At 69.1% G+C, this 19,718-nt stretch carries 15 protein-coding genes and 4 pseudogenes; 13 read left to right on the forward strand and 6 right to left on the reverse strand.

The genetic code is table 11. From position 1 onward, the window contains the following. Nucleotides 1–32: 32 nt before the first annotated feature. The 3 genes and pseudogenes from DY245_RS30735 to DY245_RS47000 all read left to right on the forward strand — a co-directional run bounded on the left by DY245_RS30735 (nucleotide 33) and on the right by DY245_RS47000 (nucleotide 1,460). On the forward strand, nucleotides 33–626 hold the full coding sequence (locus DY245_RS30735; protein ID WP_128510470.1) for a TetR/AcrR family transcriptional regulator: 594 nt from the start codon (nucleotides 33–35) through the stop codon (nucleotides 624–626). Between the two features lie 368 nt (nucleotides 627–994). Further along, a pseudogene (locus tag DY245_RS48455) lies at nucleotides 995–1,120 on the forward strand (recombinase family protein); the annotation flags it as partial. 43 nt (nucleotides 1,121–1,163) lie between these two features. Next, nucleotides 1,164–1,460: a hypothetical protein gene (locus tag DY245_RS47000; RefSeq protein ID WP_244943372.1), complete on the forward strand. Its 297-nt coding sequence runs from the start codon at nucleotides 1,164–1,166 to the stop codon at nucleotides 1,458–1,460. Between the two features lie 31 nt (nucleotides 1,461–1,491). Here the strand turns inward: DY245_RS47000 and DY245_RS30745 are convergent, their stop codons facing one another. Together DY245_RS30745 and DY245_RS30750 are read right to left on the reverse strand one after the other, a co-directional pair. Then, nucleotides 1,492–3,171: a CocE/NonD family hydrolase gene (locus DY245_RS30745; RefSeq protein ID WP_128510471.1), complete on the reverse strand. Its 1,680-nt coding sequence runs from the start codon at nucleotides 3,169–3,171 to the stop codon at nucleotides 1,492–1,494. A 14-nt stretch (nucleotides 3,172–3,185) separates the two neighbouring features. After that, nucleotides 3,186–4,601: an FAD-binding oxidoreductase gene (locus DY245_RS30750; protein WP_342354228.1), complete on the reverse strand. Its 1,416-nt coding sequence runs from the start codon at nucleotides 4,599–4,601 to the stop codon at nucleotides 3,186–3,188. 401 nt (nucleotides 4,602–5,002) lie between these two features. Here DY245_RS30750 and DY245_RS45430 point away from each other — a divergent pair, with 401 nt between their 5' ends. The 3 genes from DY245_RS45430 (at nucleotide 5,003) to DY245_RS30765 (ending at nucleotide 10,089) form a co-directional block, all read left to right on the forward strand. Next, complete coding sequence (locus DY245_RS45430; RefSeq protein WP_220377968.1) at nucleotides 5,003–5,185, forward strand: MerR family DNA-binding protein; 183 nt, start codon at nucleotides 5,003–5,005, stop codon at nucleotides 5,183–5,185. A 501-nt stretch (nucleotides 5,186–5,686) separates the two neighbouring features. Further along, a complete protein-coding gene (locus DY245_RS30760; protein ID WP_128510472.1) occupies nucleotides 5,687–8,527 on the forward strand; it encodes a SpoIIE family protein phosphatase in 2,841 nt (946 codons plus the stop codon). Nucleotides 8,528–8,946: 419 nt separating this feature from the next. After that, nucleotides 8,947–10,089, forward strand: coding sequence for an ABC transporter substrate-binding protein (locus DY245_RS30765; protein ID WP_128510473.1), 1,143 nt, complete (start codon nucleotides 8,947–8,949; stop codon nucleotides 10,087–10,089). Nucleotides 10,090–10,317: 228 nt separating this feature from the next. On the opposite strand, the pseudogene DY245_RS48460 reads toward DY245_RS30765, so the two are convergent. After that, a pseudogene (locus DY245_RS48460) lies at nucleotides 10,318–10,504 on the reverse strand (IS110 family transposase); the annotation flags it as partial. 104 nt (nucleotides 10,505–10,608) lie between these two features. Beyond that, nucleotides 10,609–11,382, reverse strand: a complete 774-nt coding sequence (locus DY245_RS30775) for a maleylpyruvate isomerase family mycothiol-dependent enzyme (protein ID WP_128510474.1) — start codon at nucleotides 11,380–11,382, stop codon at nucleotides 10,609–10,611. Nucleotides 11,383–11,742: 360 nt separating this feature from the next. Here DY245_RS30775 and DY245_RS30780 point away from each other — a divergent pair, with 360 nt between their 5' ends. The 6 genes and pseudogenes from DY245_RS30780 (at nucleotide 11,743) to DY245_RS30800 (ending at nucleotide 16,832) form a co-directional block, all read left to right on the forward strand. Further along, nucleotides 11,743–12,210, forward strand: coding sequence for a MarR family winged helix-turn-helix transcriptional regulator (locus DY245_RS30780; RefSeq protein ID WP_244943373.1), 468 nt, complete (start codon nucleotides 11,743–11,745; stop codon nucleotides 12,208–12,210). A 246-nt stretch (nucleotides 12,211–12,456) separates the two neighbouring features. Continuing rightward, the gene (locus DY245_RS30785) at nucleotides 12,457–13,584 is read left to right on the forward strand and encodes an NADH:flavin oxidoreductase (protein ID WP_128510475.1); all 1,128 of its coding nucleotides are present in this window, start codon (nucleotides 12,457–12,459) and stop codon (nucleotides 13,582–13,584) included. A 71-nt stretch (nucleotides 13,585–13,655) separates the two neighbouring features. Continuing rightward, nucleotides 13,656–13,773, forward strand: a pseudogene (locus DY245_RS30790) (transposase); the annotation flags it as partial. A 902-nt stretch (nucleotides 13,774–14,675) separates the two neighbouring features. Then, nucleotides 14,676–15,563 (forward strand): annotated as a pseudogene (locus DY245_RS30795) (dihydrolipoyl dehydrogenase family protein); the annotation flags it as partial. 93 nt (nucleotides 15,564–15,656) lie between these two features. After that, nucleotides 15,657–16,007, forward strand: a complete 351-nt coding sequence (locus DY245_RS47985) for a hypothetical protein (RefSeq protein WP_342354229.1) — start codon at nucleotides 15,657–15,659, stop codon at nucleotides 16,005–16,007. An 87-nt stretch (nucleotides 16,008–16,094) separates the two neighbouring features. Next, nucleotides 16,095–16,832, forward strand: coding sequence for an SDR family NAD(P)-dependent oxidoreductase (locus tag DY245_RS30800; protein ID WP_128510476.1), 738 nt, complete (start codon nucleotides 16,095–16,097; stop codon nucleotides 16,830–16,832). A gap of 777 nt (nucleotides 16,833–17,609) precedes the next feature. Here DY245_RS30800 and DY245_RS30805 read toward each other — a convergent pair. Beyond that, nucleotides 17,610–17,981: a YybH family protein gene (locus DY245_RS30805; RefSeq protein ID WP_128510477.1), complete on the reverse strand. Its 372-nt coding sequence runs from the start codon at nucleotides 17,979–17,981 to the stop codon at nucleotides 17,610–17,612. Nucleotides 17,982–18,052: 71 nt separating this feature from the next. Next, a complete protein-coding gene (locus tag DY245_RS30810; RefSeq protein WP_128510478.1) occupies nucleotides 18,053–18,766 on the reverse strand; it encodes an SDR family NAD(P)-dependent oxidoreductase in 714 nt (237 codons plus the stop codon). Nucleotides 18,767–19,225: 459 nt separating this feature from the next. Here DY245_RS30810 and DY245_RS44805 point away from each other — a divergent pair. Further along, on the forward strand, nucleotides 19,226–19,718 hold a 493-nt coding region (locus tag DY245_RS44805), incomplete at its 3' end, for a transposase (RefSeq protein WP_220377969.1).

The raw sequence follows: 19,718 nt of genomic DNA on the forward strand, positions 1-19,718 counted from the left end.
AGACAGACAGACCTGTCTGCTACTGTTCGGGTATGTCTGAGAAGGTGCTGTCACCGAAGGAACGCAGCGCGGCAGCGCGGGCGCGGCTGCTGGCCGCCGCCAACGAGCTGTTCTACGCCGAGGGTGTCCAGTCGGTCGGGATCGACCGCGTCATCGAGCACGCCGGAGTCGCCAAGGCAACGCTGTACAGCGCATTTGGCAGCAAGGACGGCCTGGTCCGCGCGTACCTCCAGGCGCGGCACGCCGCGACCGCCGAGCGCATGGCACACGAACTCGAGACCCGTTACGACACCCCGAAGGAGCGCCTGGTCGGCGCGTTCGAGGTGCAGGGACTGTCATTCACCGAGCCGGGGTTCCGTGGCTGCGCGTTCATCAGCGCAAGTGCCGACGCCCCACCCGGCGGTGTCGTCGAACAGGCCGCGCAGGACTACCGCACCTGGCTGCACGAGCTGTTCTTCGGCCTCGCCCAGCAGGCGGGCGCCAAGGACGCGAAGTCACTCGCCCACCAACTGGTACTGGTCTACGACGGCGCCGGGATCAGCGCCTGGCTGGACCGCGACCCCAGCGCTGAGACAGCGGCCCGCACCGTAGCCGCAGCCCTGGTCGAAGCCACCATCCCAGACTGAGACGGAACCACCCCACGGCGACCACGATCACCAACCCTCGGTCCAGGCGACGGGCTTCGGAGCTCTCCAGGGGCTCTGCGGGTTGGTGAACTGTCGGCCGCCGCGGAGCATGCGGTGATCTCCCGGTCGGTCATGCGGCAGCTGCGCACGCTCTGTCAACGGTGGTGCGCTGCCCGACCTGGCTGAGCACCCCTTGGTAGTGGAACCCCTCGGCGCTGGCCGGGCAGTGGGCCGTGTCCCTCTGCCACAAAGCTGGTGAACCTCAAGCCTGAGCTCACCCCAGCAAGCGGTGCCCCTGCCCGTCCCGCGCCCCCGCCCCCGCCCCCGCCCCCGCGTGCACAGGCCGCCGTCCGCGCCTCTCCCTCCCTCTGCGCCCCGAATTCCGCCAACTCCTCGCCGACCTGGCCAACGGCGTCATCGACGGCGTGCTCTTCTACGACCTCGACCGGCTCGCCCACCAACCCCGAAATCTCGAAGACCTCATCGACATCGTCAAATACGTCAAGCGCCCGGCCACCGGCCGCCACCGGCGGCCGCATGAACCTCATCAACGACAGCGACCGCCACAAGGCCCGCATGATGTACGTGATGGCGCTCAAGCCCTCCAAGGACACCGCCCACCGCGTCGCCCGCCAACACCTCACCGCCGCACAGAACGGATCCACCCAAGGCGCATCGCCTACGGCTGGATCCGCAAAGGCGAGCACAAAAGGCAGCTTGTCCCCGATGAGGCCGACGGATGTTGCGAGCCTGCTTGCTCGTGCTGCTGGTGGTGATGATGATGCGCGCGAGGCCGGCCTCGCTGTCGTGGGTCACACCGATGGGAGGGGGTGATGGGTCGCGAGTCGTACGCATCGGTCGGACCTCAGCTCACGATGGGGATGAGCAGGCGTGAAGGGTGTTGCCCCCCGGTGTGCAGGCGGCATCGGCCGGTGGTGATCGAGTCCCACTGCCGGGTTTCGCCGCCCTCGAACTCGCCGGGCGCGGACCAGGACTGAACGATCAGCCGCAGTGTCTCCCCGGCAAGGAACGTCGTACCGGAGGGCATGATCGGGATGTTGGTCTCGACGATCTGCCCCGGGGACAGCGGCGATCTGGTGGTCAAGGAGGGCACCGGCCGCCAGGGTGTCGAGCGTTCGGTGTTCAGTTCGCGGCGGGAGGCTCGCAACCAGCCGCGCGACACAGGTCCGTTGGCGTTGCCGCCGGAGGCGCTGAAGAAGTACACCTTGTCACCGTGGTGGTCGAGTTTCTCGACACCGACGAACAGGTCGACGTCATCGCTACCGACCGCGTCCACGAACAAGGTGAGCGCCATGTGCCCCACCACGTCCGTATCCTCCTCGAAACCGTGGTCGAAGACGGCACGGTTGCCCGGGTCGCCGGCGGGTACCGGGGCGATGCTCGTGCTGGCAGCTCTCGGGGGCGGCTCCACCGCCATGGTGGCGGAGCCGGCGCTCAGGTACAGGGAGTCGTACCGGGTGCCCTCGACCGGCCATGAGGTGGCGTGCACCACCTTGTGGTCGAAGCGGTCGGTGTTGACTTCGAGGCGAACCGGCGGCACGCCGTCCATGGCGTGTTCGTCGCCCTTGAGGAAACGGTCGAGGAACCTCTTCTGCAAAGCCAGTTCCTCGGCGCCGTAGTAGGCAGCCCACTTCTGCCGGCGGTGGTTGTACAGCCATTTGTGCGGGCTGCGTATGCGGGTGAAGGCGTCGAAGGTGTCCCAGGTGTGCAATTCCTGATCGGAGAAACTGGCGCAGACCAGCGCCGGGATGATGATGGCGGAGGTGTCGAACTTCCAGTCGACGATGTACGGTTCCGGCCCCGCGGCGTCAGGATTGATGTTCGGTTGGTGCCACTGCCACTCCAGCCAGGGGCCGAACGCCGTTTCCGGGATGCCGCCGTAGCCGCCTCCGGGACCCGTCTCGTTGATGCCCTCCCACGGGATGATGGCCTTCAGCTGGGGCGGGGCCTCGTCCTTGGCCGCGATCCACTGCGTCGCGCACAGCGCCGAAACCCCGCTCATCCCGACCTTGCCGGTGCACCACGGTTGCTGTTCCAGCCAGGCCATCACGTCCCACCAGCGCGCCTCGGGCCCCGGGGTGCCGGACGGGTTCGACTCGGACTTCCCTCGCCCGGGCAGGTCCACGAGTACGACGGCATACCCGCCGGGTACCCAGAACCCGGGGTCGGGGGCCTCGAACGCGGTGTGGTCGGAGAACTCCAGCCGCCCGAGGTAGAAACCACCGCCGCCGGGAACGGATCCCTCGGGGGCGTCCCGGAAATAGTTCCACTGGTCGAACCGGTCCTTGCCGTACGGCGTCGCGGTGGTGATCACCGGAACCCGTGGCCCGGCGTCGGGCCGGAAGACGGTCGCTGCCAGTCGTACGCCGTCTCGCATGGGGATGGCAGCCTGCTCGACCAGGACGTCCCGCGGGAGCCGGTGGGTTGCGATGTCGAAGGGATGGTCGGTCAGGAAATCGTGCTCGCCTTCCGGTGGCAGCGCGGGACGCGCCGGAGCCCCTGTGGTCTGCGTACGGTCAGCCATGACGAGTCACCTCGCTACGGCGCATGCGCGAACTGGGGTCTGCCGAGCCAGGACACGAAGCGCCCGTCGGGGTCGTACCGGGCCCGGATTTCGTCGAGACGGTGGAGGCTGTCCTCGGTGACGAAACGCCGGGGCCGGTTGATGAGGTTCTCATCGGCCAGCTGGATGCCGGTGGCGAGTGGTTCCATGGCACGCATGCGCTCGGTCACCCAGCGGCGGTAGGTCTCGTCGTCGGCCGGGTGTTCCCAGCCCGCGTAGAGAGCGAGGTACAGCTCGTCTTCCACCGAGTACGCCATGGGCGGGCGCTGTGGAGTCAAAGTCCAGGGGAACCACACCAGGTGGGTGGGGGCCGGTGGGAAGTCCTGGTGGATCGCACGGAGCCCGGGCAGCAGTTCGTCGAACGAGGCGTGGGTCCACGTGTTGTCGGCGATGAAGCGTCTGTCCGGGGGATAGTGCGTGTTGCGCGCCGTGAGCTCACTGGTGGTCGTTGCCCTGTTGACCTCAGCGATCAACGCTCGATCCCGTACCGGACATCTCTCGAAGAGGGTCAGCTCCTCGCGGGCCCGCTCCTCGGTGTCGACGAACGCCGTCGCGCTCACCGAGATGACCGGCCCCTCGGAACTCACCGACTCGTCGCGGTACATGAGGTTCCACAGTTCCACCTCGGCCGGCAGCGTGGGTTCGATCAACCGTGACCATCGCAGGTACTCCTCCCAAACATCGGGAGGGTAGAGGTAGAAGCTGGTCAGCGTGACGGGTTGCAGCGAATAGAGCTTGACGTGGAACCGGGTCACGACGCCGAAGAATCCTGGTCCGGCGCCGCGCGCGGCCCAGAACAGGTCCGGGTTCCTGGTGCCGTCCGCGTAGGTGTGGTTGCCGTCCGCCGTCACCACGTCGATACCGGTGACGCTCATGCATGAGGGACCGAGTTCACGACCACGCCATCCGAAACCGCCTTGCAGCAGGTATCCCCCGACGCAGACGCCCTCGCAGTGGCCGACCGGGAAGAACAGCCCGCGCTCATGGAGCAGCGCACCGAGTTCCGACCCCCGGACGCCTGGTTGCAGCGTTGCTGTCATAGCCTCCGAGTCGACCGACACGTCCCGAAGTCCGGCAAGATCCAGCAGCACGATCCCGTCCCGCAGGTGCGAGCCGGACCAACTGTGGTGGCCCGAGCACACGGCCATCTGCCGGTCCTCGTCCCGGGCCAGCCGAACAGCGTCCATGACGTCGTCCTCATCGCGTGCCCGAACTATCACCTCGGGAAAGCGATTCGGGGCACCCGCGTGCCATACGACCGCTCGGCGTGCCTGCTCGTAGCCCTCATCACCTCGCCGAAGTACGCGCGTTCCTGTGGAGTGCGACACGATTGACTCCTTCACGCCGATCGCGTGCGGACAGCCCATCGCCGCCACTCGGCCCGATGTCATCCGGTCCAGTGAGTTGCCGAGTTGCGCATTGGCCTGTCCTCGCGCTCTCGATGTGCTTGCGCTCTCGATGTGACTGCATGGCAGCAAGAATTCGCTACAGCGTCACGTAGCCGGCCGCGTCTCACGCGTTGAGACACAATTTTACGGCCATCACCGGTTGGGCGCATCGCCACCAAAGTGGCGTCCTGTACGGAGCCATGGCCTGGCTCCGGTGGGGTACCGGTGCTGACGTAGAGGCGACGACGGCCCTCAGCGGTGAAGGCAAGTCTTCCGACGCTCGCGCATGTGAAAGCGTCAATCGGCTACCGGAAAGCCGGCATCTCCCGGGACGGCCGCCCCGAGACCGCCGACCGGCTGCACTTCGTCCGCCGCTGCCAGGCCGCAGGCGTGCCCTTGCAGAAGTGCGTCAGATCCTCAGCGTGCACGACCGCGGCGAGAGCCCGTGCGGCCACGTCGGGCGGGTGCTCGCCGACCGGCTGGACCACGTACGCGCTCAGATCGCCGAACTCGTCACCCTCGAAACCGATCCGGTCAACACATCAGCTGCCTCCGACGAACAGGCCGACTTCGAACCCACCCAGTGACGCGTCAGCCTGATGCGGACTCCGAGCCGCCCGACCGACGCCCGGTCCCTCGCAGTCCACCTGCGAGAGCGCCGGCAAGCCTCTGCAGGCCATGACGCGCTCGAAGACGCGCGCATCGCCTACCTATCCGGGGTAAGGACGAAGACGAGCGGATGACATCGGCTCTTCCTGGCGAGAAGCGCCTTCGCGATCAGCCCGCTGCGCGGCCGCACGATGGCACAGTTGATCAAACCGTCGACCGGGAACATTGTCGCGCGCATCCGACAAAGCGGCGCGCCCAGCTCGCCGACGCCCCCCGCGGCCTTGCGCGCCGCCGTGCTGCGGCACCCCTGGAGTGGCCACGTCTTTGCCTTGACCCTGGTGGTCTCGACCCGGCCCCCTGGCAGGCCGTCGGGCGGCGAGGGCCAGTGCAGCCGCAGCCTGGCGGCTGTCGCCGGCCCGCGGGGCAACTGCCGTAGCACGCCTTGCCAGCGCCCAGGCAAAGCAGGATAAATGTGAATCATGAGCGGACATTCGGGTCGTTTCCGGCGTTGGCTGAGCCGCGCGCCCGGCCGTTCCGCTTTTCCGGGTGTGACCCCTGCCGGGAGCGGTACCGGCGACCAGCAGGACGAACGCCCTGCGGGGGCCGGAGGTCCGCAGCACATACGGTCCTCGTTGGCCACGCGCAGCGTCGCCCGGGAAGTCTTCCTCCTCCAGCTGGTGCTCGTGGTGTTGCTCGTCGCGGCGGCAGTGGTGGCCATCGTCGTCCAGGCCCAGCGGGACACCATGACCGACGCCCGGCACCGGACACTCGCCGCCGCTGAGTCCTTCGCGCACTCCTGGGGGCTCCAGGAGGCGCTGAACAGCGACAATCCGACCGCGAAGCTCCAGCCGCTCGCCGAGGCGGCCCGGAAGGCCTCCGGCGTCGACGCCATCATCGTGTACAAGCTCGACGGGATCACCCTCACCCACAGCGACCCGCGACAGATCGGCAAGCACGTCATCGGCCCGTATGCCGAGGCCGCCCGGGGCAAGCCCTTCACCAGGACCTTCGAGGGCGCCCTGGGCCTCTCCGTGGTCTCTGCGGCCCCCGTCAAGGACTCCTCGGGCAAGGTCATCGCCATCGTCGCCGCACCGGTCACGGTGGAGAAGGTGCAGAAATCGGTCAACCAGCAGCTGCCCATCTTCCTGGGCACCGCAGTCGGGGCGCTGGCACTCGCCGGAGGTGGCGCGGGGCTGGTGAGCCGTCGGCTGCGCCGGCAGACCCACGGTCTGGGACCGGCCGAGATGACCCGGATGTACGAGCATCACGATGCGGTCCTGCACGCGGTGCGGGAGGGCGTCCTCATCCTCGGCCACGACGGGCGGCTGCTGCTGGCCAACGACGAGGCACGGCGGCTGCTGGACCTGCCGGCGGACGCGGAGGGACGCCATGTCGGCGACCTGGGGCTGGACCACCGCACCGCCGAACTCCTGGCGTCGGACCGCATCGCCACCGACGAGGTGCACCTGGCCCAGGACAGACTGCTGGCCGTCAACAAGCGGTCCACCACCCCCTACGGAGCCCACCAGGGAAGCGTGGTGACCCTGCGCGACACCACCGAACTGAGATGGCTGTCAGGGCGCGCCGAGGTGGCGCGGGAGCGGCTCCGACTCCTCTACGACGCCGGGGTACGGATCGGCTCCACGCTGAATGTCGAGCGCACCACCGAGGAACTGGCGCAGGTGGCGGTCCCCCGGTTCGCCGACATCGTCACCGTCGAGCTGCTGGACCCGGTCCTGAAGGGCGAGGAGCCGGTCGTGGCGGGTGCCGAGCTGTGCCGGACGGCCATCGCCGGCCTGGCGCCGGACCATCCGCTCTATCCCGTCGGCGAGCTGATCCGGTTCGTCCCGGGCACCCCGGCGGCGGGTGTGGACCAGGTCCGCTCCATGGTGGAGCCAGACCTGGCCGGCTCTTCCGACTGGCGGTCCCAGGACCCGGAACGCGCCCGACGCATCCTGGAGCACGGGGTGCATTCCTTGGCGGTCGTGCCGCTGCGCGCCCGGGGAGTGGTGCTGGGGCTGGTGGACTTCTGGCGGTCGAGGAGCTCCCCTCCGTTCGACGACGAGGACCTGTCCTTCGCCGAGGAACTGGCGGGGCGGGCCGCGGTGGGGATCGACAACGCCCGGCGCTACACCCGTGAACGCACGATGGCGATGACGCTCCAGCGCAGCCTGATGCCCCGCGGCCTGCCCGACCAGGACGCCCTGGAGGTGGCGCACCGCTATCTCCCCGCCCAGGCGGGAGTGGGCGGGGACTGGTTCGACGTCATCCCGCTGCCCGGCGCCCGGGTGGCGCTCGTCATCGGCGACGTGGTCGGACACGGCCTGCACGCGGCGGCCACCATGGGCCGGCTGCGCATCGCCGTGCACAACTTCTCTGCCCTGGACCTCTCCCCCGACGAGTTGCTGGGCCACCTGGACGAGCTGGTGACCCACATCGACGTCCAGGACGAGGACACCAAGGACGGACCGGCGATCACCGGCGCCACCTGTCTGTACGTCGTTTATGACTCCGTCTCCGGGCGGGTCACCGCGGCCACAGCCGGCCATCTGCCGCCGGCCGTGGCCTACTCCGACGGGAGGGTGGAGTTCCTGCACTCGCCGGTCTCCCCGCCGCTGGGTCTGGGCACCAGCCTGCCCTTCGAGACCGCTGAGCTGTCGCTGCCGGAGGGCTCCCGGCTGGTGCTCTACACGGACGGGCTGGTCGAGAACCGCAGCCGCGACCTGGACGCGGGGCTGGAAACACTGCGTGCGGCCCTCGCCGGACCGGACCGCACGCCGGAGGACACCTGCGCCACCGTCATGCAATCGCTGCTGCCCGCGAGGTCCGCCGACGATGTCGCGCTGCTGGTGGCCCGGACCCGGCGGCTGGACCCGGCTCACGTCGCCGAGTGGGACGTGCCCCGCGACCCGGCGGCGGTGGGCCCGGTCCGCAACGCCTGCGTCAGCCAGTTGACGGACTGGGGTCTGCAGCACATCGCCTACGGTACCGAGCTCATCCTCAGTGAACTGATCACCAACGCCATTCGCTACGGCGCCGAGCCCATCCACGTGCGGCTCCTGCACACCCGCAGCACCCTGATCTCTGAGGTCTCCGACGGCAGCAGCACCTCCCCGCACATCCGCCAGGCGAAGGACACCGACGAAGACGGCCGCGGCCTCTTCCTCGTCGCGCAGTTCGCCGAACACTGGGGCACCCGCTACTCCCCCAGGGGCAAGACGATCTGGGCCGCTCAGGCGGTCGGCCCCGACTCCCTGCCCTCGGAAGAGGAGCCGCAGGAGGACCTCCTCAGCCGTTGGGAGGACAGCGAGGAGTGGTGAGGCCGTGGCGTGGCGCCCGCGCCGGGGGCGAGCGTGGTGCCTCCATACGCGCATAGCGCCTACTCGCCGCTATGACCTGGCCCGATCACCGTCCTGGCGGAGGCCCGCAAGGGGGCAGAGTACGCTGGTTCGGACCATTGCTGCAGAGAGAATCTTCGGGCAGTGACACGTCGCGGCGGGGTGGCGCCAGGACCACCCGCGTACCAAGGCGTCGGCGGCCCTGCGGGGGTGCCGAGGACGCCCGCTCGGCGAGCCTGCGAGGCCCCGCCGGCGTTCCGCCCCACCTCCGGGCGTGCGCCGCCTTTGGCGGTGGGGCCGCTGTACGGGCCATGCGACCGCACCGCGTCATGGCTTGCCCTGGTCCGCGTCCGCCACCCGCTCGGCGGACCGCTCCCCCACTTGGCCCTGCTGGAGGCGTCGTGGCTACACATCACCGGGTCCGCGCAGGCGCTCTCCTGTGCTGTCTCGGCCTTGCGGTGCTCGGTCTCGGTGCCTGCCAGGAAGAGAGAACCACCCGGCCGGTCGCGCCCTCCCGGGCCGGGTCCGCCGCGGAGGTGGGCGGGACGGCGGCACTGATCAAGGCGGCGAAGCGGGAGGGCAGGCTCAACACGATCGCGCTGCCGCGCCAGTGGGCCAGCTACGGCGGGCTGATCAACGGCTTCGAGAAGAAGTACGGCATCAAGGTCGTCGTCGACAATCCATACGGCCACAGCCAGCAGGAGATCGATGCCATCAAGCGCTACCGTGGCCAGGAGCGCGCCCCCGACGTGCTCGACCTCGGGGATTCCTTCGCCCAGTCCGCGGCGCGGCAGCACCTGCTGGCCCCCTACCGGGTCGCGCAGTTCGACCAGATCCCACCGGAGCAGAAGGACGCCAAGGCCCGCTGGTACAACAACTACGGCGGCTACGTCTCCATCGGCTGCGACGCCGCCCGCGTCCGGACCTGCCCCGAGTCCTTCGCAGATCTGCTCCAGCCGGAGTACAAGGGCCTGGTCTCGATGCACGGCCAACCCACGATCGCGGGATCGGCCTTCGCCGCCGTGTACGCGGCGGCGCTCGCCAACGGGGGGTCGTTCGACAACATCCAGCCGGGCATCGACTTCTTCGCCCGGCTCGACAAGGTCGGCAACTACAACCGGGCCGACCCCAACCCGGCCGCGATCGCCAAGGGCAAGACACCGATCAGCATCGAGTGGGACTACCTCAACCTGGAGCACATCGACCAGCTCCGCGGGACGGGCGTGAAATGGAAGGTCTCCATTCCCTTCGACGGCAGCTTCTCGCAGTACTACGCGCAGGCGATCAACAAGGACGCCCCCCACCCGGCCGCGGCGCGACTGTGGGAGGAGTACCTCTACAGTCCGGAAGGCCAGAACCTCCGCCTCGTGGACTACGCCCGCCCGGTGCTGATGGCCGCCATGGCGAAGAACGGCACCCTCAACAAGGCCCTGGCGTCACGGCTGCCAACGGTCGAGGGCACACCGCAGTTCCCGACCGAGGCCCAGCTGAACAAGGCGCTGCGCACCGTCCGTGAGAACTGGGCCAAGACCGTCGGCGGCTGATCCGTCTTCGCCGGCCCGGCGAAGACGAAGGCGAAGACGAAGCTGTCCCGTGTCCAGGTGGTCGCATGCCCGATGGCACCTCAATCGGGGCGCCTGACCGGCCTTCTGCCCGTCAGGCTGCTTCCGGCTGCTTTCGCTCGCGCTGACTTCGGCAGCGGCTGAGGCAGTCATCGTTCGGCCTGCCTCGCCGATGGGAGCCGCTGCGTCCCACAGGTCGGCGTCCGGGACCACCAGATCGGTGCGGCGGCCGGTCAGCTGCCCCAGCTCGACAGCTGCCTCGTCACCAGTGCGGAGGGGCTGCAGGTCCCGGCGCATGCGTGCCTGGTCGGCGATCACGAAGGCGTCCCGGGCGTCGGTTTTGCTCACGGCGGTAGCTGTCGGCGGCCCGGTTCCTCGCCCGGCCGGGGATATGGAGGCGTCCCCGTTCCGTGGTTGAGCAGGATCTCGATCAGCGATACGGGCTCGCCGCTGCCGGTCATGTGCTTGAGACGCCTTCGTACGTCACTCTGAAATGATCAGTTAGAAGGCGGAGTTGGCGAACCAGCGCGACAGCAGGTCCTGGTCGCCCTCGTGCTCGACGGCCTCGGTGTTGTGGTGCCGACGGCCGTAGAGGAGCAACAGGAGGTCGGCTGCGGTTGCCTGGACGGTCGCGTCCGCGGTGGTGTCTGCTGTTGCGCCGGATTGGTCGATCCCGAAGCCGTCGGGGCGCAGGCTGACGAGCCAGTCGGCGTTCCCGTCGGTGGTGCGGAAGCGGATGGTCTCGCCGGTCCCGCGCAGGTTGGCCACCTTGGGTGCAAAAAAGGTGGCGAAGGGCAGGTTGACGAGGAACTCGTCGATCCCGTCAACCGCGAGCGCGCGGTCGATCGCGGGCCGGAGTCCGAGGGCCAGCTCGGCGTCGGCCCGGTGCAGCAAGGTCTCGAAGAGCATTCTGCGCGCCCAGAAGCGGGCATGCTGGTCGGCGCCCCATGCCCACATCGGCAGGTTCGGGTCGGTGGCTGCGAACGCGTCGGCGGCCACGGTCGCGCTCTCGTCCAGCCAGCCGAGGTAGGCGTCCGTGCTCGTCGGGAGCCGAAGTTCTACCTCGCGGCTTTGCGGGGGCGCTTGGATGCGTGCGTGCAGCAGGGCCGAGAACCAGCGCTGCACGCTGCCGGTGTGCTTGACCAGGTCGACCAGCGTCCAGTCAGGGCAGGTGGGCACAGGGGTTGCCAGGTCGGCCCCTTTGAGCACGGCGGTGAACTTGGTGGTCTCGGACGCCACGGCTGCGCGGTGGTCGATGGGGTGCCAGGTGGTCATGGTGTCGTTCCTTTTGGGCGGGTTGGCCGGTGGGCGGTCAGCCCTCGGCGCGAACAGCCTCGGCCGCCGACCGACGGGGCTCGCCGGCGGTGATCGGGTGGGAGGTGGCGAGTGGCCGGTGTTCCTGCTCGGCCCCACCAGCGCGTCGGCGACGGCGAGGAGGAGTGCCCCGGCTGTGATGACGGAGCTCAGCGAACGGGGCCGCCCACCGCGGCATGGGGAGAGGGAAGACGTGACGCATGAAGGGCGGCTCGCCTTCCAGGGAGGTTAAAGCCTTACATGATTGAAGCCTTCAAGTAATGAAGTTAAGGTAAACCTCAATGGTTGAGTAGGTCAAGTATTCTCGCCTAGGCTGGAGCCATGACCCGCCCAAAGCTGCCCGCACCGCCATCGGCCTCACCTCCGAAGGCTCCCGCGCCCACGCCCGTGCAGCTGATGGACCAGCTCGCGCAGGCCGCGGCCCTCTACTACCGGAACTTCGCAGCCGTGGCGGCGGAACGTGACCTCACCCTGATGCAGGGCAAGATGCTCAGCCTGCTACGGAGGCCGATGCCGATGAGGGCCCTCGCCGACCTGCTGGCCTGCGACGCCTCGAACGTCACCGGCATAGTCGACCGCCTGGGGGCGCGCGGCCTGGTCCGCCGCGAGGCCGACCCTTCTGACCGGCGGGTCAAGATGGTGATGCTGACCGAGGAGGGCGAGGAGACCGTTCGGCAGATCCGCTCCGAGCTGATGTCCAACCTCACGGGGCTGGAAAGCCTCGGAGAGGAGGATCGGCACGCCTTCCAGCGCCTGCTCAGCCAAGTCCTTCCTGCCGTCTCCACCTGACAGCCGCCGAGGGCGGGCCGACAACCGCGCGGACTCGGATCGGCCCTGAACGGCACCGCCCGCAACGCACTTGGGCGCTCTGTGCCCGACTGCGGGAGCACTGACCGCCCCTGACTCTGGGCGCGTGTCCGGGATCACAGGGCGGCTCGCCGGACGCGCGGAATGCCATGACCGCCGGGGCGGTTGACCCCCACACGCATTCAATGCATGTGCACATACCGCCTGGTACCTACGAGGAGCACCCCCGTGAGCGTCACTGCGTCCGCCGCCTCCCGCGCGGCCGAGATCCTTTCCCGGCCCGTCGCGCTGAACGGCCTGACCGTCCCGAACCGCATCGTGATGGCGCCGATGACGCGCATGTTCTCCCCGGGCGGCGTCCCCGGTGAGGATGTGCGGTCGTACTACGCCCGTCGCGCCGCCGCGGGTGTGGGCCTGATCGTCACCGAGGGGACGTACGTCGGCCACGAGTCGGCCGGGCAGAGTGACCGTGTGCCGCGGTTCCACGGTGAGGAGCAGCTGGCGGGGTGGGCGAAGGTCGCCGAGGCCGTTCACGCGGCGGGCGGCACGATCGTTCCGCAGCTGTGGCACATCGGCATGGTGCGCAAGCAGGGCGACCCGCCCTACGCCGACGCCCCCGCCGTCGGCCCCTCCGGCATCCGCGTCGACGGCACCGAGGACACCGGCAAGGCGATGACCCAGCGCGACCTGGACGACGTCATCGGCGCCTTCGCCGAGGCCGCCGAGGCCGCCGAGCGCATCGGCTTCGACGGCGTCGAACTGCACGGCGCCCACGGCTACCTCGTCGACCAGTTCCTGTGGTCGGGAACGAACCGCCGAACCGACGCCTACGGCGGCGACTCCGTGGCCCGTACGAAGTTCGCGGCCGAGATCGTGGCCGCGGTCCGCCAGAGCGTCTCGCCCGACTTCCCGGTGATATTCCGCTACTCGCAGTGGAAGCAGGAGGCCTACGACGCGAGGCTCGCCGAGACCCCGGAGGAACTGGAGGCGATCCTGACCCCGCTCGCCGCGGCCGGCGTCGACGCCTTCCACGCCTCCACCCGCCGCTACTGGCTCCCGGAGTTCGAGGGCTCGGACCTGAACCTGGCGGGCTGGACCAAGAAACTCACCGGCAGGCCCACCATCACCGTCGGCTCGGTCGGCCTCGACGGCGACTTCATCCGCGGCTTCATGGGCGAGGGCGCCCCGGTCCAGGGCATCGACAACCTCCTCGACCGCCTGGAGCGCGACGAGTTCGACCTGGTCGCCGTCGGCCGCGCCCTGCTCCAGGACCCGGAGTGGGCGGCGAAGGTCCTGGCGGACCGGTTCGAGGAGCTGAAGCCGTACGACGCGGCGGCGCTGAAGACGCTGATCTGACTCTTTCACCCCCGCTGGGGCTTGGCCGATGGGTCATGTGACGTGCCCACTGGCTCATCGTTCCATTCAGCATGGGGCGCGGCGATCTTACGGACACGGAGTGGGCCCGGCTGGAGCCGCACCTTCCGAAGAACGTGGGAGGGGCCGGGCGTTGGAGGAGTCACCGCGCAGTCATCAACGGCATTGCTCTGCACCGTGCCCGCAGCCTGGCCGGCATCACTCCGTCCGCAGGGCCTCGGGGGGCGGGCGCGGACGGAGCGAAGGAACGGGCGACCGAGCGGCCGAGGGTGGCTCACACGAGCAGGCCCCAGCTCGGCACCCACCCACACCGGGTACGCCAAGGAGACTCGGGTGACGGATCGCGTCAGGGCCCAGCGGGACCGGACGCCCCGGATGTCTACCGTGACGGCCGGGCTGCGAAGTGGGGCTCCGTCCCCATGAAGCCCCCACGTCATGCCGGCGGTGTGTCAGAACCGGTCAGACATACCCGAGGAGCGCAGCGGCGCCGGGATCGGCGGTTCGTCTCGTCGGTGCCGCCGCCTCCGTCCCGTGCCCGGCGCGCGCCGCGCGCACGTCGGCGTCCGGGTCCGTCGTCCCGGTCCGTCGGCCGGCTCTCGGCCGGTCTGCGGCCGTGCTGCCCTCTCGTTTGCGCTTGCTCGCTGTCCGTGCCCGCGGCCGGACGGGTGGCTGTACGGCCGCGGGCGCCTCCCGGCCGCGCCTGTTCCATCTCTCCGTCTGCTGCCGGCGGCCGCGCTCGCCCGGTCGGGTGCCGTCACCATCTGCCGGGTGGCGATCCGGACCCTTCTCCCAACCAAGGGCTTCCCTCACTCGTCCGTCCGGCACGAATGCTCTCTTGCAGGGCAAAGGCGCTGGTAACTCCGGCAGCTCCATCGACTCGGGCAGATCGCGCGGCGCCGGAGCAGGTTGCGGCCTCGACGGGTTGGTGTTGCTGTTGAGGCGGCAAAGACGCTGCGCTCATGCAGGACCCTCTCAGTCGACGCCCAAGCTCCATGGAAACGGAAGTGAGCATGGAAGGCGCACACCACAGTCTCCACGCCGATGTCCTGGTCATCGGCTAGGGCAAAGGCGGCAAGACGGTGGCCGCGAAGATGGGCCGCCTCGGCAAGCGGGTCGTGCTTGTGGAGCGCTCGGACCGGATGTACGGAGGTACCTGTCCCAACGTCGGCTGCGTACCGACGAAGGCGCTCGTCCACCACGCCGACAGACGCCGGCCGGAGGACCCGGCGCAGGAGTGGTACGAGCGTTCCGTCGCCAAGGTCCAAGCGGTGACCAAGATGATGCGCGACGGCAACTACGAGGGGCTGAACGGCATGGAGACCGTCACGGTCATCACCGGTCAAGCCGCGTTCGTCGACCCTCACACCGTCGCGGTCCAGGCAGGCCGCGAGCGCCTTACGGTCACCGCCGACACCATCTTGATCAATACCGGCTCCGAGCCGATCATCCCCGACATCCCCGGCCTGCGCGACAGCCAGTACACCGTCACCAGCACCGAACTGATCGAGACCACCGTCCTGCCGGAACGACTGACCATCATCGGCGGTGGATACCTCGGCCTGGAGTTCGCCGCGATCTACCGGCGGTTCGGCTCACAGGTGACCGTGCTTGAGGCAGCTCCCGAAATCCTTGGCCGCCTCGACGACGACATCGCCGCCGTCGCCCAGGACATCCTCACCGACGAGGGCATCGAGATCATTGCCGGCGCACGGGTGAGACAGGTCCGCGACGGGGACAGCGGCGCGACCGTCGTCTACGACAAGGACGGCCACCAGCACTCCGTGGCGGCCGACGCCATCCTGGCCGCCACCGGCCGCGCCCCGGCCACCGGCGACCTCGCCCTGGAGGCGGCCGGGGTCCGTACCACCGAGCGGGGAGCGGTCGAGGTCGACGAGTTCTTGCGCACCAGCCAGCCGCACATCTACGCCCTCGGCGACGTCAACGGCGGCCCACAGTTCACCTACGTCTCCCTCGATGACAGCCGCATCGTCCTCGACCAGCTCATCGGCGAGGGCAAGCGCTCCACGTCGGACCGGGTGGCCATCCCGCACACGGTGTTCATGACCCCGCCGATGGCGACCGTTGGGCTGACCGAGAAGGAGGCCCGCGCGGCCGGACGCCGGGTGAAGATCGCCAGCCAGCCGGTCGCCGAGATCATTGCCATGCCGCGCGCCTACATCGTCGAGGACCCCCGCGGTGTCATGAAGTTCGTCCTCGATGCCGACACCGACGACATTCTCGGCGCCGCCCTGCTCAGCATCGACGCGCAGGAACTCATCAACACCGTCGCGCTCGCCATGCGTCACGGCGTCAAGGCGGCCGAACTCCGCGACGCCGTCTACCAGCATCCCACCTCCACCGAAGCCTTCAACGACGTACTCGCCACCATCGTGCGAGCCGACTGACCACAAGCCGCCCGCGCCTGGCCGTTCCTCGTGGATCGGTCGGCGTGGCATCGGGAAAGGAAGGGTGCGGCTGTGACTACCGCGTCGATGACAGGGAAAGTCGCGCTGGTGACCGGGGCGACCAGCGGCATCGGGGCAGCCACTGCCGAACTGCTCGCCGAGCGCGGTGCGCACGTACTGGTGGCGGGCCGGGACCGAGGACGCGGCGAGGTCGTCGTCGAGGCCATCCGGGAACGCGGTGGCACGGCGGACTTCGTGGCCGCCGACCTGCTGGACGCCGGCTCGGTCCGACAGCTGGCTCGGCAAGCCGTCGAACTGGGTGGTGGCCGGGTGGACATCCTCGTCAACGGCGCGGGTATCTATCCCTTCGGGCCCACCGAGCAGACGCCGGAGAGCGAGGTGGACGCCGTCTACGCACTGAACGTGAAGGCGCCCTTCTACCTGGTGGCCGAACTCGCGCCGGCGATGGCCGAGCGGGGCAGCGGGGCGATCGTCAACCTCAGCACCATGGCGGCCGCGCTCGGCATCTCGGGAATGGCGCTGTACGGCTCCAGCAAGGCCGCCGTGAACCTGCTGACCAAGGCCTGGGCTGCCGAATACGGCCCGCGCGGGGTCCGGGTCAACGCCGTGCAGCCCGGTCCGACACAGACCGAGGGCACGGCGGGCCTGGGCGAGGATCTCGACACCCTCGCCGCTCAGGCGCCCGCCGGACGGCCGGCTTCCCCGGGGGAGATCGCCGAGGCGATCGCGTACCTGGCCGGCGATGCCGCGAGTTTCGTGCAGGGCGTCGTGCTGCCTGTCGACGGCGGCCGCACGGCCGTGTGAACCGGGCCTCCAGACCCCCGCCGGCCCGCTTCCCCTCGGAATGCCCGGCGGAAACGCCGTCTCTTCTGCCCGGCGGAATTCCGCCCAGTGGTAGGGCGGCGCCTGCCGACACTCCCGACACCCCGTCCGATCAGTGCTGACGTGGAGAAAGGCGGACGGATGAAGGACATGCCCTGTGCCGGTCCGCGTCTCGTCGCGGCTCGCGGACGCTCGACACGGACGGGAGCGACCGGGGAGTGCCGCGGCCCGCGCCCCGCTGGGGATCTGCTCGGTGCGGACGGCGGCCTGCTGCTGCCGGGTGATCAGCGGCGCGCCCCAGAAGATCCCGATGGCGCCGGGGACGGCGATCAGCAGGTGGCTGAGCAGGTCGACCTGGGAGCTGTACTTGTCGGCGAACGTGCCCAGCTGGCCGGAGCAGTTGTCGCGGCCCGCGCAGTGGGCGAGGCTGTCGTCGACAGGCTTGAGGAATCGACCTCGGATCAGGCCGGCCTCGGTCCGCGTCGATCTCGCCGTCCGTACGACGAAGACTCACCAAGTCTTGGCCGACCACGCGCGACATGCCTTACCCCCGAGCAGCGTGAGCTGAATCAGAAGCGCCCGGCGCCTACCCGCTACGACACCGTGTCCACACGGTCGGAGCGGTGCACGTTGCACGTGCCGGCGATCTGTTGGACGGTCATCTCACGGGCGCAGTAGAGCTGCTGGGCGAGTACGGCCTGGTCCGGGGTGATCGAACCGTTCCTGGACGATGTTCGATCAATGCGTCAAGGGGAAGATTCAGTCCGGGCGGGAGACCTGGTAGTGGCTGATGTACCAGCCGTCGGTCGCGCGCTTTACCAGTGTGCTGAGATAGACGCTGAGCGTGGGCCGGTCGGTGAACGAGAAGTTGACGGTCAGGTAGCCGAGCACGAGGTCGTCAGTGAGCTGCCTCGTTTCGAGAATCCGATACGCGGCCGTCAGCCCGAGGGGTTGGGAATCGTAGTAGTCGGCGACGCCCTGCCGTCCGACGCTGTAGGGGTGCAGTCCCTGGAAGATCGCATCCTCGGTGAAGAGGGAGGCGGCGCGCTGGGGTTCGTGCGCGTCGACGGCTGCTTTCCACTGGTCGAGGACGCCACGCAGGATTGCTTCGCTGTCTGTCGTGCTGTTCATCAGGGTTCCCCAAGAACGGAATCGGGGGCATCGGTCTCGCGCATGAAGCCGGTGTTGGCCCACTCCCATGCTCAGTGCCCTGCGCTCTGGCCGCCGTCGACGTGCAGGATCTCTCCAGTGACGAACGCGGCGTTCTCGAGGTAGACGATCGCTTCGACGACATCGTCGATCTCGCCCATCCGGCCGAGTGGGTGCAGCGCGGCGAGGCCCTCGTACGTCGCGGCCGGGTGCATCGGGGTGCGGATGATGCCCAGCGCGACCGTGTTGGCCCTGATGCCGCGGCCCGCGTACTCGATCGCCAGTGCCTTGGTGACCGCGTTCAGTCCCCCTTTGGTCAGCGACGCGAGCGCTGAGGGCTGCTGCGAGTCGGCGTGGTCGACCAGGCTGGTCGAGATGTTCACCAGGTGGCCCCCGTCGTCTCGGGAGAGCATTGCGGCGACGGCACTGCGGGAGACCTCGAAGAAGCCGCGCTGGTTCACCCCGGCCACGGCGTCGTAGTCCTCGTCGGTGTATTCGGTGAACGGCTTGGCGATGAAGATTCCGGCGTTGTTGATCAGTGTGTCGATCCGGCCGAACCGCTCCAGCGCCGCGTCGACGACACGGGCGCCGACGCCGGGCTCGGCCACGTCGCCGCGCACGGTCAGTACCTCGGGATCGCTGGACTCACCGATGGACCGGGAGATGGCAGCGACCCCGTAGCCGAGCTCGCGGTAGGCAGTGACGAGGGCGGCGCCGATGCCTTGGGAAGCGCCGGTGATGATGGCGACCTTCTGCACGGTGTTCATAAGGGGAGTCTCTTCTGACTCAGCAGCGTCTGCGACCTGGATCGCGGCGCGTGACATCCGCGCCGTGGAGTGCGTTGGCGCCGCCACGTCATCCGGCGACCACTCCGGTCGCACACCGGCCCCTTTATCGTCAAGCCTTCTGGCGTTCAGCCGGTCAGCCGGTCAGCCGGTCAGCCCAACGAAGCGTCTGACCGGGCTGCCGGTCGCGCGCGGGGCTGCGTGCGAGGAACTGACGGCCGGGACTGGCGACGTGGCGGAGCGCGCCCGGTCCTTCCGGCCGAGGAGCATGCCAGTCGAACGAGGGTCCGAGGTGGCCGTCCCGCCGGATGAACACGCGGTGGTCGGCGCATAGAGGCAGGGCCACCTGAACAGTCCTGGGATGTCGAAGTCCTTGGAGCGTGCAGTAGGCCCTGCTGTCCCAGTCTTGCCGTGTCGGTGCCGGTCGCGTCCCACTCCCGCGTGCCGTCGTGTGACTGCCTCGCCCACCTGTACGGCAACGCCGCCGACCAGCCCGACCGCCGACGGTGCTCCCCCTCGGACATGACCGATGCCGAGTGGGCGGTGGTGCGCGAGGCGCTGCCGGTGCCGGCCTGGCTGGAGGGCAGGGGCGGGCGCCCGGAGGGCTACTGCCACCGGCAGCTGATCGACGCAGTCTTCTACCTGGTCGACAACGGCATCAAGTGGCGGGCGATGCCCATCGACTTCCCCGTCTGGGACCGCGTCTATGCCTTCTTCCGCCGCTGGCGCGAGCAGAATCTGCTCATCGAGCTGCACGACAGACTGCGAGGAAAGGCCGACGGCGCCTACTCCGGCGCCCTGAAGGAGTTGGCCCGGCGGTCGTGGCAGCTGCTGCTGCAGATCGTCAAACGCACCGATGACACCCGCGACTTCAAAGTTCTGCCGAGGCGGTGGTGTGTGGAGCGAACCTTTGCCTGGCCGTTGCGCACCCGGC

Source organism: Streptomyces inhibens, assembly GCF_003389455.1.
Lineage (GTDB): Bacteria > Actinomycetota > Actinomycetes > Streptomycetales > Streptomycetaceae > Streptomyces > Streptomyces inhibens.